This window comes from Vibrio sp. NC2 (assembly GCF_025195005.1).
GTDB classification, from domain to species: domain Bacteria; phylum Pseudomonadota; class Gammaproteobacteria; order Enterobacterales; family Vibrionaceae; genus Vibrio; species Vibrio splendidus.
The window spans coordinates 86,962-101,644 of record NZ_JANVFC010000018.1 but is presented as its reverse complement, the minus strand read 5'-3'; the positions used below and the strand labels follow the sequence as shown (position 1 = coordinate 101,644).

Genomic DNA, 14,683 nt, shown 5'->3' with positions numbered 1-14,683 from the left:
GACGTGCCATCTAAGTATTGCTTAGCAATGATACATTTTAGCTCTCGGCTATATTTGGACATAAAAAGACCCCCAATAATTGGTGTCCAACTATTGGGGGTCAGTTCAAAACTTTCGGCTTTTCTTTTATCTATATCAAACTGAAAGCGTTACGCTTTCTCGGCTGCTAACTGCTCAAGAGCTTGAATCGAAGTCTCTGAAACCAATGTTCCATCCATGTAGTAACTGACCTTGTCACCATCACGAACCCCCGTCAGAACAGCCTTCTCGCCATCGTTATAGGTGATGTCCATTTGAATGGTGTTCTCATCGATCTGTTGCATCTCACCCCATTCAATATGGCGATTATTGAACCCAAGTGGTGCATCTTTCAGTGAATCGTCAAGGCTATCGTTCACATCAATCATAGTATCGACTTTACTATCGAAGATATGAGGCGCGCCAGTCAGTGGGTTTTTCCCTGCCCAGAATTCGATCGAGTTAAATACGATGTAATCGGCTGCGAATGTTAAAGCGTAAACTGGAGCAAGCAAGAAGTTGACCCCTGCACGAGCGTAACGGTTATCTACAACCTCGACGTTGAACTTCATTAATTTCCCAGTAACGGCGTTACTACCGACACACCCAGCTAACGACATGACAATCGCTGCCACTGCAACTGCTTTTGTAATTGTTGTTTTCATAGGTCCCTCTTATGCCACGATGATTGATTCAGTTTTTGAACGGCCAAATTGAATTGTTCTTGTATGAATACAAGAAATGATGGCCTAACAAATTGATTCCATAACATTTAGCGTAGTGGAGATTTTTAGAACAGCAAACTGCAAACCTAATTTGTTTCGCTCTGGTTCCTGAAGAGTTGCCAATAAAAAAGCGCAGACCTTTCGATCTGCGCTTTTCGTTTTTGCTTAACCTAGCCTAGATTAATGCGGCCTGTAAGAAAGTGATTAACCCACATTCTTACGTGCGTTTTGGAACATGCGCATCCAAGCGCCGTTCTCGCCCCAACCTTCTGGAGACCAAGAGTTTGCAACCGTGCGGAATACACGCTCTGGGTGCGGCATCATGATAGTCACGCGGCCATCGGTCGTTGTTAGACCTGTGATAGCGTTTGGCGAACCGTTCGGGTTATTCGGGTATTGCTGCGTTTGGTTACCGTTGTTATCAACGTAACGTAGAGCAACCGTACCTGAGTGTTCAATCGCGTTTAGGTGGTCGTTATCACGTACTTCTACGCGGCCTTCACCGTGAGAAACAGCGATTGGCATACGAGAACCTTCCATGCCGTTGAAGAATACAGAATCAGACTTCTGAACCTCAACTAGGCTGAAACGAGCTTCAAAACGCTCAGATTCGTTGCGAACGAAACGTGGCCAGTATTCTGCACCTGGGATAAGTTCACGTAGGTTCGACAACATCTGACAACCGTTACACACACCTAGAGAGAAAGTATCTTCGCGCTTGAAGAAGTTTTCAAATTGGTCGCGAGTAGAATCGTTAAACAGAACCGATTTAGCCCAACCTTCACCAGCGCCCAATACATCACCGTAAGAGAAGCCACCACAAGCCACAAGGCCGTTGTACTCTTCTAGAACCGCTTGACCCGTTAGGATATCGCTCATGTGAATATCTGTAGCTTCGAAGCCTGCACGGTCAAATGCAGCTGCCATTTCAACGTGAGAGTTAACACCTTGCTCACGTAGAATTGCCATCTTAGGTTTAGCACCTAGGTTAATATAAGGCGCTGCAATATCTTCGTTTACATCAAAGCTTAGGCTAACGTTTAGACCAGGGTCTGAGTTGTCTTTCTTCGCTTCATGTTCTTGATCTGCACAGATTGGGTTATCACGTAGACCTTGCATCTTGTGCGTCGTCTCAGCCCAGATAGTACGTAGTTCAGTACGGTTACGCTGGATTACAACGTCTGCGCCTGACTTAATCACGACTTCATCTGATGCTTCCCCTTCACCAACAACGCTACCAATTACGTGTGAACACGCTTCTAGGCCATTGGCTGCAAGAGTAGAAAGAACTGCGTCTAGGTCGTCGTTACGAACTTGGATTACCGCACCTAGCTCTTCGTTGAAGAGTGCTGCTAGCGTATCTTCGCTATTCTCTGATGCAGATAAAAGCGCTGCAATATCAGCATTAACACCACAGTGACCTGCGAACGCCATTTCAGCTAGCGTTACGAATAGACCACCATCGCCTTTATCGTGGTAAGCGACAACTTGGTCGTTCGCTACAAGTGCTTGAACGCCTTCGTAGAAACCTTTTAGTTGCGCTGCGTTGTCTACGTCTGCTGGCTTATCACCAAGCTGCTTGTAAACTTGTGCAAGTGCTGTAGCACCCATACGGTTTTTGCCGTTACCTAGGTCGATAAGAACCAGTGAAGTGTTGCCTAGTCCTTCAAGGTTATCAGGGGTGCGCAATTGAGGAGTGATTGTCTTGCGAACATCTTCAACACGTGCAAACGCAGTGATAACAAGAGACAGCGGAGACGTTACTTCTTTCTGCTCGCCATTCTCTTCCCACTTAGTCTTCATCGACATTGAGTCTTTGCCCACTGGGATAGTTAGACCCAGAGCTGGACACAGCTCTTCACCTACGGCTTTAACCGCTTCGTAAAGGCCTGCATCTTCACCAGGGTGACCCGCTGGAGACATCCAGTTAGCTGACAATTTAATGTGTTTGATATCGCCGATGTTGGTCGCTGCGATATTAGTAATTGCTTCACCAACCGCTAAGCGAGCCGACGCGCCGAAGTCTAGAAGTGCAACTGGCGTGCGCTCACCAAGAGACATTGCCTCACCGTGGTAAGAGTCGTAACTTGCAGCTGTTACTGCGCAGTTAGCAACAGGAACCTGCCATGGGCCAACCATTTGGTCACGAGCCACAAGGCCTGTTACCGAGCGGTCACCGATAGTGATAAGGAATGTTTTTTCTGCCACTGTTGGTAGGCGAAGAATACGGTCAACCGCTTCGTTTAGTTCGATACCAGAACGGTCAATCGCAGGATTGTTTGCTTTTAGCGTCTTCGCGTCACGGTGCATCTTAGGCGTTTTACCTAATAGGATGTCCATCGGCATGTCGATTGGCGTATTGTCGAAGTGTGAATCTTCTAATTTAAGATCACGTTCTTCTGTTGCTTTACCAACAATCGCGAATGGAGCGCGTTCACGCTTACAAATCGCTTCAAATGTCGCTAAGTCTTTATCAGCAACCGCCATTACGTAACGCTCTTGAGATTCGTTACACCAGATCTCAAGTGGGCTCATGCCCGGCTCATCGTTTGGCACGTCACGTAAGTTAAAGATACCGCCACGCTCGCCGTCGTCGACTAACTCAGGAAGTGCATTCGAGATACCGCCCGCGCCCACATCGTGGATAAATGCGATTGGGTTCGCATCACCAAGCTGCCAACAACGGTCGATAACTTCCTGACAACGACGTTCCATTTCTGGGTTTTCACGTTGTACAGAAGCAAAATCTAAGTCTTCAGAAGAAGAACCAGAATCCATTGAAGATGCAGCACCGCCACCAAGGCCGATATTCATTGCTGGACCGCCAAGAACGATTAGGCTTGCACCTACTGGGATCTCTTTCTTCTGAACATGATCATCACGAATGTTACCTAGACCACCAGCCAGCATGATTGGTTTGTGGTAACCACGTACTTCTTCACCTGCGTGAGAGTTTACTTTCTCTTCGTAAGTACGGAAGTAACCCAATAGGTTTGGACGACCAAATTCGTTGTTGAATGCTGCGCCACCAAGAGGACCTTCAAGCATGATATCCAAAGCAGTAACGATACGGCTTGGCTTACCAAAGTCTGTTTCCCAAGGTTGAACGAAGTTCGGAATTTTCAGGTTAGATACAGAGAAAGCAACCAGACCCGCTTTTGGCTTACCGCCAATACCTGTCGCGCCTTCATCGCGGATTTCACCGCCTGAACCTGTCGATGCGCCCGGCCATGGAGAGATTGCCGTTGGGTGGTTGTGCGTTTCAACTTTCATCAAGATGTGTGTTTTTTCTTGGTGGTAGTTGTACTGGCGAGTTTCTGGATCTGGGAAGAAACGACCCACTTCAGAACCTGTCATTACCGCTGCGTTATCTTTATAAGCAGACAGAACGTGCTCTGGTGTCGTTTCAAAGGTGTTCTTAATCATCTTGAACAATGATTTTTCTTGCTTAACGCCATCGATAGTCCAATCAGCGTTAAAGATCTTGTGACGACAGTGCTCTGAGTTCGCTTGTGCAAACATCATTAGCTCGATGTCAGTCGGGTTACGACCTAGCTTCTCAGTGAAGCTTTCAAGAAGGTAATCAATTTCGTCTTCTGCAAGTGCTAGACCTAGGGTAACGTTTGCTTTTTCAAGCGCTTTACGTCCACCAGTTAGTAGGTCAACTTCCGCATAAGGAGCAGGCTCAGCAACAGTGAACAGTGCCGCCGCTGATTCGAAGTCAGTGAAAACCACTTCCATCATACGGTCGTGCAGAATGGCCTTCAGCTCAACAAGTTGAAGCTCAGAAAGTTCAGAAGAGGTTTCAATGTAGAAAGCAGTACCGCGCTCTAGACGTGACACTTTAGCCAGTCCGCAGTTGTGTGCGATATCTGTTGATTTTGAAGACCAAGGCGAGATAGTGCCCGGGCGTGGCGTTGCAAGCAGCAGTAAACCTTCAGGTTCATGCTCTTCAATCGTTGGACCGTAAGTCAGTAGCTTTTCTAGCTTCTCAACTTCAGACTCATCTAGGTCTGCCGTTAGATCAGCAAAGTGGGCAAACTCAGCGTAAATACCTGTTACAGGTAAGCTTAATTCACGACAAAGCTCTAAAAGCTTGTTAACACGAAACTCAGATAGAGCTGGGGAGCCACGCAAAATTCTCATGTGCTTACGTCTCTTATGCAGTTGATTAAGGTAGTATTGGAATAAATTCAGTGGGTTATAGGAACAACCTAACTGTTTTCTTCGAAGCTATTCCCGAAGGTTGCCAAACCTATGCCGATTCCACCTCTTCAATGCGAGCGCATTATAAAGCATTTCTTTTTGTGACGTAACACCAAAAGCAACCGTTTGCGTTATTTTTTTTATCTTTCTGTGTAAATGGTACTTTTGCTGCATTTATCACCACTTTTACAACTGTTTAAATAAACCTGCTTTGCCAGCCTTGCGGGGTTTGGTATAAAGGGGCTTCCACTTTTCGAGATTTCATTTTGATGCCTAAATTTACGCTCATCTTTTCGTCTAAGTTCCTTCTGCTCGCTATTGCCCTTTTTGGGTTGGCTGGATGCCAGATTGAATCTGAACCTAAAAGTGTCCTTGAGCAGATACGAGAGCGTGGCGTTCTTCGTGTCGGCACCCTGAATAACCAACTCTCTTATTACATCGGTCCAGATGGTCCTGCTGGCTTGGACTACGAGTTAGCTCGCGAGTTTGCAGAAGAGCTTGGTGTAAAGCTTGAGGTTAAACCTGCTTACCGTCTATCCGGCCTATTTCCTGCGTTAAAGAAAGGCGAGATCGATCTTATCGCAACGGGGTTAACACAAAACAGCAACCTGACACGTGCCTATCGCGCTGCGCCCGCTTATTATTATGTAAGCCAGCAAGTCGTGTACAAAAAAGGCCAGTGGCGCCCAAGAAACCTTGAGCAACTGATCAAGTTCGAGAATGAGCGTCAGGCTGATTTCGTAAAAGCACAAACTGAATCAGAAGAGATAGCGACTACTGACACATTGACGCCATCTTTGGTTGTAGTGAAAGACTCACACTTTGAGCCAACATTAAAACAGCTGCAAAACACACACGATGACTTTATCTACGATGCGATCGGCAATGCTGATATCAACGACTTGCTAAAAGAAGTCTCTACAGGGGAACGCTTGTTTACTGTGGCGGATTCGATTGAGCTGTCACTCGCACAGCGTTTGTACCCAGACGTCGCTTTGGCTTTTGAACTTACAGAAGACCAACCGATCTCTTGGTATTTACAGAAGTCTGAAGATGAAAGCCTTTATGCGCTGCTGATTGAGTTTTTCGGTAACCTAAAGCAGTCTGGTGAGCTCGCTTCACTGGAAGAGAAATATATTGGCCATATCGGCACCTTCGATTATGTCGATACTCGTGCCTTTATCCGCGCATTGGATAGCAAGCTGCCAAAATGGTCTCCACTGTTTCAGAAATATTCGCAAGAATTTGATTGGCGCTTGATTGCTGCTTTGGCATACCAAGAGTCACACTGGAATCCTGTCGCACGCTCTCCAACCGGTGTTCGAGGCATGATGATGTTAACGCTACCAACTGCGAAGAGCGTTGGTGTGACCAATCGTCTTGACCCGAAACAGTCGGTACAAGGTGGTGTTGAATACTTACGTCGTATCGTGAATCGAGTTCCCGACTCTATTACTCAACATGAAAAGATCTGGTTTGCCCTCGCATCATATAACGTAGGTTACGGTCACATGATGGATGCACGTCGCTTAACCAAAGCACAAGGCGGTGATCCTGACGCTTGGGGTGATGTGAAAGACAGGCTTCCTCTGCTAAGACAGAAGAAGTACTACAGCAAAACTCGTTACGGTTATGCGCGTGGTGATGAAGCAAGGAATTACGTTGAGAACATTCGCCGTTATTACCAAAGCATTATTGGCCATGTGAATAAGCGTAATAAAGAGGAAGAAGCGAGCCTTGAAGGGTTGGTGGTTATCCCACCTTTAGAGACCTCGGGCGCTGAATCGACAATCAGTGCGGCTGAATCCGCTGTCGATGAAGCTGAGTCTTCCAAATAAATAAAAAAGAGCAATGCTATATAGCGTTGCTCTTTTTTTTATACATGAGCCACTGGTTCGTATTGGCTAGTTCGCATTGAGAAACTAAACCAGCAAAGTGACCGTTAAATTTGAGGTGTCATATTGCAGTAACAATCGAACTTTATAACGTCACACCATAAGCGACATCATGCTCGGTTGGATTCAGATACTAACCATTGCAAGAGTGGTTCAGAAAGCTAACGCTAAGTTCGCGACAGAGCTCATAAACAAATAACCACTATAATTAAAACTGAAGTCATAATTACAAAGCCAGACGACAAATAGGAAATCGTTGAAATGATGAAGAGTAAACTGAAATCGAAGCGCCTTGATAAGACCGTTGCTGCAAACCGTCGTAAGCGTATGCTTTCAAATAATAAGAAAAAGATCATTTGGCGCAACCGTGCTTTCATGCAGATACTTTCTGAGTAAATATACCGAGTAAGTTTTCTGCGGCACTCTTGCGATAGAGAGTGCCGAAAGCTTGCTGTTATTTTTTGTTACAGACCTTGTTTTTGTTACTGACCTTGTTCTTGTTACTGACCTTATTCTTATTACTTGCCTTGTCAGATTCTAAACACTGCTCTTCCAACAGACGGTCTTGCTTTCGTTTTTCTTTTATCTCTTTTCTACGACGCTTGAAAAACGCTTGCAGTTGCTCACGGCACTCTTGCTCTAACAAACCATTTTCCACGTCTGCATAGTGGTATGAGGCTTGGCTTTCAAAGAGATTTAACACCGTACCTGCTGCACCCGCTTTTAAGTCAGGGGCACCAAACACAATGCGCTTTACTCGGCTGTGTAACAAGGCACCTGCACACATTGGGCAAGGCTCAAGCGTGACGTATAAAGTGGTATCGAGTAAGCGATAGTTTTCTAAAGCTTGTCCAGCTTTACGCAAGGTTTCGATTTCTGCGTGTGCCGTGGCATCGTGGCTTCCAATCGAACGGTTCCATCCTTCAGAAATAATCTCCCCCTCTTTTACCAACACGGCACCAACGGGAACCTCTCCCTCTTTCTCTGCTTGCTTAGCAACCTCGATGGCGCGTCGCATGAAGATTTCATCTTGAGGGGTGAATTGATGGTCTGACAAAGGGAACTCCAGAAAACAAAGGATAAGAACAAAAAAAGGTATGCGGAGAAGCATACCTAATCTTAGTGATTATGAACAATAAAGAGATATTGAACAACAAGCGCAGGCTTGTTCGTTAAATATCTAGCGACTTATCTAACTAACAGCATCGCCTAGCTCATTGACTATTTCTGTCGCTTTCACACTCACAATACGGTTGTTCTCGACCGAGATAATTTCAAACTGCCATTGCTGACACTGAACGACTTCTCCCGTATCGGGTAAACGCCCGATTAACCAAGTCACAAGGCCATTCAATGTTTGGAAGCCTTCGCTTTCCCCTTCTAACTCTGACAGCTCTAAGCGGTTCTTGAGCTCACTGATAGGGATTAATCCATCCACCAGCAACCCGTCTTCCACTTGCTCTGTCCAGAGGTCATTGGGGTTATTGGATAACTCACCTGCAATCGCTTCGAGAATATCGTAATGAGTCACAAGGCCTTGCACATCGCCATACTCGTCAACAATGAATGCCATCTCGGTACCCGACTCTTTAAAGTAGCCAAGTAGCCGCAGTGCCTTCATCGATTCTGGAACATAGATCGGCGACTTAGACAGCCCCATGATCACTTGAATACTTAAATTGCCCGCCTGATTCAGCAAGGCTTTGGACGACACCGTACCGACCACTTTATTGAGATGATCTTGGCATAATGGAAATACACTGTGCTTTGAAGAGCGCAGTTTCTTAAATATCTGCTCTACAGGTTGCTCAATATCTAGAAAGTCGACGTCTCGGCGTGGCGTCATCAAAGAGCTCACAAGGCGATCATCAAGCTGTAAGATATTGCGAATCATCTCTTGCTCGCCACGCTCTATCACTCCAGATTCTGAGCCCTCTTTCACCAATGCATGGATATCGTCTTCAGTGACACTATCTTCTTCACCGCCGCGCCCCATTAACTTGAGAATACCTTCGGTTGATGCAGACAACGCAAACACAAACGGCGTCGCGATTTTAGATAACCAGAAGATTGGCAGCGCGACTAACACAGCAATGTTTTCAGCTTGGGATTGAGCAAAACGCTTTGGCACTAGCTCACCCACAACGATGGCGAAATAAGTAATACCCACCACCACAACCGCAGTAGACAAGATATTTGCTTGTGTTGGGTCTAATCCCCACAGTTCAAGTTGAACGGCCAGTGGAGCCGATAGCGTCGCCTCACCCACAATACCGCTGAGTAGGCCGATTACCGTGATACCGATTTGGATTGTTGAGAGGAAGCGGGTTGGGTTTTCTTTGAGCTCAAGAGCAATCTGAGCGGAGCGATGTTTTTCGGCTAAGCGTTTCAGCCGACTATTTTTTGCTGCTACCAATGCAATTTCTGACATGGCAAACAGACCATTTAAAACAATTAACCCTACTAAAAGCAGAATCTTCATGTGGTTTGGATTTCCTAATTTTACCGGCCAACAATTAGCCGTGATCCGGAGTATAAGCTGAGTGCCTTTATTTTGAATATAAAAAGTTTTGGATATAAAAAGTCTTGGCTATAAAAATCTTGGATAAAAAAACGGAAAAAGATGGCGAAAAAAAGCCCGCACATTTCGGTGCGGGCTTCGATGATTTTATCTTACTGACTTTTGCTTTTATTACTTAGCTTTACTTATCTTACATTGTGTAAGTGTAAGGAGCTTGGATACCTAGTGGGATACCAAGAGCCCAGTAACCTAGCAAGAAGATAGACCAACCGATTAGCATCGCAATCGAGAACGGCATCATTAGAGAAGCTAGAGTACCGATACCTGTCGACTTAACGTAGCGCTGACAGTAAACAACAACCAGTGGGAAGAACACCATTAGTGGAGAGATGATGTTAGACACTGAGTCACCTACACGGTAAGCCGCTTGAGATAGTTCAGGAGAGATACCCACAACCATTAGCATTGGAACTAGGATTGGACCGATAAGAGCCCACTTAGCTGAAGCCGAACCTACAAGCAGGTTAACTGAAGCCGTTAGTAAAATCATACCAACAACCGTTGCTTCACCAGGAAGGTCCATCGCTTTCAGGCCTTCAGCACCGTAAAGCGCCAGCATAGTACCGATGTTTGATTGAGCAAATGCAGATAAGAACTGAGCACAGAAGAACGACATTACAATGTATGCGCCCATCGTTGCCATTGTCTCAGACATCGCTTTGATAACATCGTTACTATTCTTGAATGTACCCGCTACACGGCCGTAGACGATACCCGGAATAATAAACAGAATGAAGATCAGAGGAACGATAGACTTCATTACTGGTGCTGAGAACGCCGTTAGCTCACCTTCAGGCGAACGAAGTGCTGAGTTTTCAGGAACCAAAGCTGCGATAAGCAGACCAATACCTGCAACCATTGCCCAACCAGCGAATTTGAATGCTTTAGATTCAATCGCTGTGAACGTACCTAGATCAGGTGCTTGTTCAGCATCTTCATCTACTGGAGTTTTTGCAAGACGAGGTTCAATGATCTTCTCTGTCACGTACCAACCGATACCAACAATGAGAACTGAAGACAAACCAGTAAAGAAAATGTTCGCTAGAGGGTTAACCACGTATGCAGGGTCAAGAACGTTTGCCGCTGTTTGAGTGAAGCCTGCTAGTAGCGGGTCAATACCTGAAGGAATGAAGTTCGCTGAGAAACCACCTGATACACCAGCAAACGCTGCTGCAATACCCGCTAGAGGGTGACGACCCGCTGCGTGGAAGATGATACCGCCAAGAGGGATTACTAGAACGTAACCTGCATCTGCTGCTGTGTGAGACACGATAGCAACAAGGATTAGCATAGGCGTTAATAGCTTAGCTGGCGTAAAGTTCAGCATCTTCTTAAGGCCAGTCGTAATGAAGCCTGAAGAGTCAGCAACGCCAACACCTAGCATAGCAACAAGTACGATGCCTAGCGGTGCGAAGCCTGTGAACGTGGTAACCATATTCGCTAGGAAGCTAGCAAGCGCTTCACCAGTTAATAGGTTGTTTACTTCTAGAGCAGCACCCGTTTGAGGGTTGATTAGGTCGAATGAAAGATTCGATAAAAGTGCAGATGCTACCCATACGATAACTAGAGCCCAGAAGAACAGAATTGCAGGGTCTGGAATTTTGTTGCCGGCGCGTTCAATGAAGTTTAGAAAGCGGTCCATCCCACTGATCTTCTCAGTCGATGGTGCTTTTTTTACAGCTTGGTTACTCATTGTAACTCCATATGTGATGTTGTTTGTTTAGGCCTAATAAAAGTTTTGACCATGGCCTATTGGTACAGCACATATTCTATTAAAGTCGCTGTTAAAAAGCACAAGGTTCCACATCATTTTCCATAAATGGAGACATATTTTGCAAAAATACTGTACAACAGCAACAATATAAAAACACAAAAAACACCATTCCATATACAGAGTTTTAACTGGCACGTAAACAATGTCCGAGGAGTGAAAACTATCAGTAAAGGGGATGCCTAGGCCTTGGCATGCAGTAAACGTTTGCTTAATAGATCAATCAAACTCACTGTATTTGGAAATCATAGTATGTAATTCGATAACTCGATTACTACCAAACCGGTCTTCCCATGAGCTTGTTATCTGAACGGTCTTCAGCGCTCCAGATAAACTGTTCGTCACTGTCCAATTAAGTTGATATTTAACATGCGAATGATCCATACCATCAACAATATCCGTAGCAAAATCCGCAGGCGTTATACTCGATAAAGCGGCAGATGCACCACGAGTTCTAAACCATTCCAGCTTATTTTCAGCCAAATGCAGAGCTTCTACACTATGAATAGCAAAGTCAGATTTTTGCTCAACATACGTTTGTAATTTAATTAGCCCTAGAGAACCAACACCGATCAACAAAAACGAAATAAGCACTTCAATTAGGCTAAAACCTTTCTGTTTACAAATCATTCCATGAACCTTTTTGCCATTGAATTTGCGTAAATTCTTTTCTTGAATTATCGACCACATCTTTATTAAATCTAAAATCCAGTGAATCAAAGAACACAGCGGCTTGGTTCGGTGCATCAAAGTACTGTCCGCCAGATACCGTAAATGCACCGTGTTGATAGTAAGAGGTGATAGTTCGGTAGCTTTCTTCAATAACACTCGGGACATGATTCAGATGATTATTGGCATCATAAGACACCCAATCGGCAGGGGTAGGTGAATAATCAACATTAAGGTGAAATAGTACACCTTTAAGATGATTTGAAGTCGCCCCTGTAGAAGGTTTTCCCATAACAGACATCAGCCCATCATGAATTAAAATTGTAACTCCATTAGTTGAGGCTGTAGCATCAACTAAATCATTGTATTGCGCTTTAGTGATTTCACAGCCTCCTTCAACCCATAAATGATGATTGCCTGCATTAATCAGTGTTGCCAGAACTTGCCCACAATTAGCTAGTATTTTGGGTGTCCCACTCCCATTAATCACCGAAAATGTCCCTTCATCTCTTATATCGTTATGCTTTTCAACTGGAACACCGAAAAAAGACTCAAAAGGTTGTACGCTTGAATCTAAGACAAAATCATTGCCATCCCCATTGGACAAATGATCATTACCTGTAACATTAGAGCAATCAGCTCCTGATGGATTTTGAAAACCGGCATATGGAGGTACACCATGTACCACCCCTTTATTATCCATAGATGAATAGTGATAGCGGCTACGATATCGAAGCGCAACACACTCCCAACCATCACTACTTAAAACACCAGGATCTGGTGTTGAAAATGTGGTACTTGAATGAAAATAAACATCGGCACTCGACTGTATAGCACCAGAACTTAGTGAACCTCCAAATACGATATTTTTCTTCAAATGAGAATGCCCACTCGCAGACGATATTTGATAACCTGTTAGAATTGCATTGAAAACAGGGGTGACTTGATTCTTCATTGAGCACACTGTAATTGTAGGAGGAAGATTCCCTTCATTTTTAAACTGAGTGAAACCACACTCTAGACCACCTTCAGCCTCCCATTGCTGCTTGCGCGCTTCGACCTCATTTTGAGATCTTTTTATTTGATAAAAAACTGAACGATAACTACCAAAAGTCAACATTAACGCCGTAACTAGTAATACACTTGTTGTAAGTAAAACAACCGCACCTTGTTGATTTTTATTCATCGCCAATTCCTATTTTTTACAATCACACTTGATGAATAATTAACGGACGTATCTCCTACTAATTCAGCAGAAATCGTAATAGTTGCCATGCCTGAACTAACACCTTGAGCTTCAATACTTGATTGATTGACATTGAAATCAATCACTCGTATTTGATTCGGCTCAAAAATTGAAGAACATCCACTAGTAGCCGCTGATACCGTTTTTACGATACTGGAGGGACTATCACAAACTTTGACTAAGCCGGAATCAAATACAAAAGCAACATTTCGAATCTCTGATTGATGAGCATATGCAAATGCGACAATTTTGGAATCTGGCGAGATATATAAGGTATTTGTGGCTCCTGATAATTTTAGAGACACACCTGTCCCTCCATCGTAGCCTGCTCGCTGGATATCCTCTTTAAAGTATTGAAGAGTGCCTGAAACTTGTTGTAATAATAGTAATTCTTTACTTCTCTCGGATGCGATGTTTTGTCCCGATATAAATACCGACCCCACACTTCCAATAACTACAATTCCCAAAATAGAAGAGATCATTAATTCGACTAATGTTGCACCGAATTGCTGCCTCTTAAGTGCAGGTCTGATAACCATAAAAGTCTCCTCCCACACCACAGATTCTCATTCTTCCAGAAGTACTATATGTTATAAGCTTTAAAGGCTTAGAGTTCATATCAAATAAGAGATTCCCATCTTTGGCTTTACCGTTTACTCCACTAAATTTAATTTGTTCAGAACTGTAGTTAACGGTGAAATCTATGTTTCGAAATGAAACTCCTTCCATTGTAAGGATTGCCGTACCGGTATTCGGAACATCGAATTCAGTCAATTCAATTTTCCAATCACCGGTGTCATTTGAGTTACCATTCATTAGAAAATGAGCCCAAAGATCGGTATTTCTCATAACTGCCTCAGATTTCGCCTGCATCATAAAACCATTCAGCTCGGTAGCTAGCCGTTGCATTTTCACTGTTTCCGAGACCGAACTAAAGCTTGGAGCTGCAACAGCCAATAATATAGAGAGCACTGATATGGTTATGAGTAGCTCTAAGAAGGTAAACCCGCGAGTCATTTCCCAATTTCCTATGTAATACCGCTCGTAACCGTATTTAATCTTGCGCCGATGCTACCACCGGAGAAAAATAGGCAGAGATATTAAAGGAAACTACTCGCGATGATTCGAAGAAATATATGCAACAACAACAACTTAGGCATTAGAGGGATGACATTGATCGAATTATTGATCGCTGTCGCCATCGTGGGGATACTCGGCGCCATTGCCTATCCAAGTTATACAAACCATGTAATCAAAGCGCATCGAGTCACAGCGATAGCTGATATGACAAAGATACAATTGGAAATAGAGACGCTGTACACGGGGAACTATGCATCCGCAGCGGAGAATATTATTTCCGGAGGGACATGTTTGTTTTGCGATACCGACACCAGCCGATACACGTTAGCGATTTCGGCGAGTAGTACAACCTATGCCATTCAAGCGGAACCACTTTCACAGCAAGTGAATGATGGATGTTTAAATTCAATTACCGATATATTGGAATTACACCACTCGGGTGTTTCAGAGCCAGAAGCGTGTTGGAAGTAACAAGAGCAACCACCAAAGGGC

12 protein-coding genes are annotated in these 14,683 nt (G+C 44.4%); 3 read left to right on the top strand and 9 right to left on the bottom strand.

What is annotated here, in order from left to right:
• Window positions 1-149 precede the first annotated feature (149 nt).
• On the bottom strand, window positions 150-683 hold the full coding sequence (locus tag NX845_RS18820) for a DUF3332 domain-containing protein (RefSeq protein ID WP_102482338.1): 534 nt from the start codon (window positions 681-683) through the stop codon (window positions 150-152).
• A 264-nt stretch (window positions 684-947) separates the two neighbouring features.
• Window positions 948-4,889, bottom strand: coding sequence for a phosphoribosylformylglycinamidine synthase (gene purL, locus NX845_RS18815; protein ID WP_102449391.1), 3,942 nt, complete (start codon window positions 4,887-4,889; stop codon window positions 948-950).
• Between the two features lie 329 nt (window positions 4,890-5,218).
• On the opposite strand from purL, the gene mltF reads away from it, so the two are divergent.
• Window positions 5,219-6,787 (top strand): membrane-bound lytic murein transglycosylase MltF, encoded by a 1,569-nt coding sequence (gene mltF, locus NX845_RS18810; RefSeq protein WP_102445250.1) that lies wholly within the window; start codon window positions 5,219-5,221, stop codon window positions 6,785-6,787.
• Window positions 6,788-7,105: 318 nt separating this feature from the next.
• Window positions 7,106-7,240: a hypothetical protein gene (locus NX845_RS18805; protein ID WP_004735176.1), complete on the top strand. Its 135-nt coding sequence runs from the start codon at window positions 7,106-7,108 to the stop codon at window positions 7,238-7,240.
• A 58-nt stretch (window positions 7,241-7,298) separates the two neighbouring features.
• Here the strand turns inward: NX845_RS18805 and tadA are convergent, their stop codons facing one another.
• From tadA to NX845_RS18770, 7 genes are all read right to left on the bottom strand, one after another.
• Window positions 7,299-7,955, bottom strand: coding sequence for a tRNA adenosine(34) deaminase TadA (gene tadA / locus NX845_RS18800; protein WP_102445249.1), 657 nt, complete (start codon window positions 7,953-7,955; stop codon window positions 7,299-7,301).
• 81 nt (window positions 7,956-8,036) lie between these two features.
• The gene (locus tag NX845_RS18795) at window positions 8,037-9,326 is read right to left on the bottom strand and encodes a hemolysin family protein (RefSeq protein WP_260257069.1); all 1,290 of its coding nucleotides are present in this window, start codon (window positions 9,324-9,326) and stop codon (window positions 8,037-8,039) included.
• 229 nt (window positions 9,327-9,555) lie between these two features.
• A complete protein-coding gene (locus NX845_RS18790; protein WP_054542738.1) occupies window positions 9,556-11,118 on the bottom strand; it encodes an AbgT family transporter in 1,563 nt (520 codons plus the stop codon).
• A 297-nt stretch (window positions 11,119-11,415) separates the two neighbouring features.
• Window positions 11,416-11,826, bottom strand: coding sequence for a prepilin-type N-terminal cleavage/methylation domain-containing protein (locus NX845_RS18785; RefSeq protein WP_017087723.1), 411 nt, complete (start codon window positions 11,824-11,826; stop codon window positions 11,416-11,418).
• Window positions 11,816-13,051: a hypothetical protein gene (locus NX845_RS18780; protein ID WP_017087724.1), complete on the bottom strand. Its 1,236-nt coding sequence runs from the start codon at window positions 13,049-13,051 to the stop codon at window positions 11,816-11,818. Before NX845_RS18780 ends, NX845_RS18785 begins: the two co-directional genes overlap by 11 nt.
• Window positions 13,048-13,650 (bottom strand): PilW family protein, encoded by a 603-nt coding sequence (locus NX845_RS18775; RefSeq protein ID WP_017087725.1) that lies wholly within the window; start codon window positions 13,648-13,650, stop codon window positions 13,048-13,050. The genes NX845_RS18780 and NX845_RS18775 overlap by 4 nt, the downstream gene beginning before the upstream one ends.
• On the bottom strand, window positions 13,628-14,128 hold the full coding sequence (locus NX845_RS18770) for a GspH/FimT family pseudopilin (RefSeq protein WP_017087726.1): 501 nt from the start codon (window positions 14,126-14,128) through the stop codon (window positions 13,628-13,630). The genes NX845_RS18775 and NX845_RS18770 overlap by 23 nt, the downstream gene beginning before the upstream one ends.
• 102 nt (window positions 14,129-14,230) lie before the next feature.
• Between NX845_RS18770 and NX845_RS18765 the strand changes: the two genes are divergently transcribed.
• The gene (locus NX845_RS18765; protein WP_311319418.1) at window positions 14,231-14,662 is read left to right on the top strand and encodes a type IV pilin protein; all 432 of its coding nucleotides are present in this window, start codon (window positions 14,231-14,233) and stop codon (window positions 14,660-14,662) included.
• Window positions 14,663-14,683 lie beyond the last annotated feature (21 nt).

Bases quoted from the DNA above. Each gene is read 5' to 3' on its own strand.
- NX845_RS18820 (WP_102482338.1), bottom strand. From the start codon at position 683: ATGAAAACAACAATTACAAAAGCAGTTGCAGTGGCAGCGATTGTCATG.
- purL (WP_102449391.1), bottom strand. From the start codon at position 4,889: ATGAGAATTTTGCGTGGCTCCCCAGCTCTATCTGAGTTTCGTGTTAAC.
- mltF (WP_102445250.1), top strand. From the start codon at position 5,219: ATGCCTAAATTTACGCTCATCTTTTCGTCTAAGTTCCTTCTGCTCGCT.
- NX845_RS18805 (WP_004735176.1), top strand. From the start codon at position 7,106: ATGATGAAGAGTAAACTGAAATCGAAGCGCCTTGATAAGACCGTTGCT.
- tadA (WP_102445249.1), bottom strand. From the start codon at position 7,955: ATGCTTCTCCGCATACCTTTTTTTGTTCTTATCCTTTGTTTTCTGGAG.
- NX845_RS18795 (WP_260257069.1), bottom strand. From the start codon at position 9,326: ATGAAGATTCTGCTTTTAGTAGGGTTAATTGTTTTAAATGGTCTGTTT.
- NX845_RS18790 (WP_054542738.1), bottom strand. From the start codon at position 11,118: ATGAGTAACCAAGCTGTAAAAAAAGCACCATCGACTGAGAAGATCAGT.
- NX845_RS18785 (WP_017087723.1), bottom strand. From the start codon at position 11,826: ATGATTTGTAAACAGAAAGGTTTTAGCCTAATTGAAGTGCTTATTTCG.
- NX845_RS18780 (WP_017087724.1), bottom strand. From the start codon at position 13,051: ATGAATAAAAATCAACAAGGTGCGGTTGTTTTACTTACAACAAGTGTA.
- NX845_RS18775 (WP_017087725.1), bottom strand. From the start codon at position 13,650: ATGGTTATCAGACCTGCACTTAAGAGGCAGCAATTCGGTGCAACATTA.
- NX845_RS18770 (WP_017087726.1), bottom strand. From the start codon at position 14,128: ATGACTCGCGGGTTTACCTTCTTAGAGCTACTCATAACCATATCAGTG.
- NX845_RS18765 (WP_311319418.1), top strand. From the start codon at position 14,231: ATGATTCGAAGAAATATATGCAACAACAACAACTTAGGCATTAGAGGG.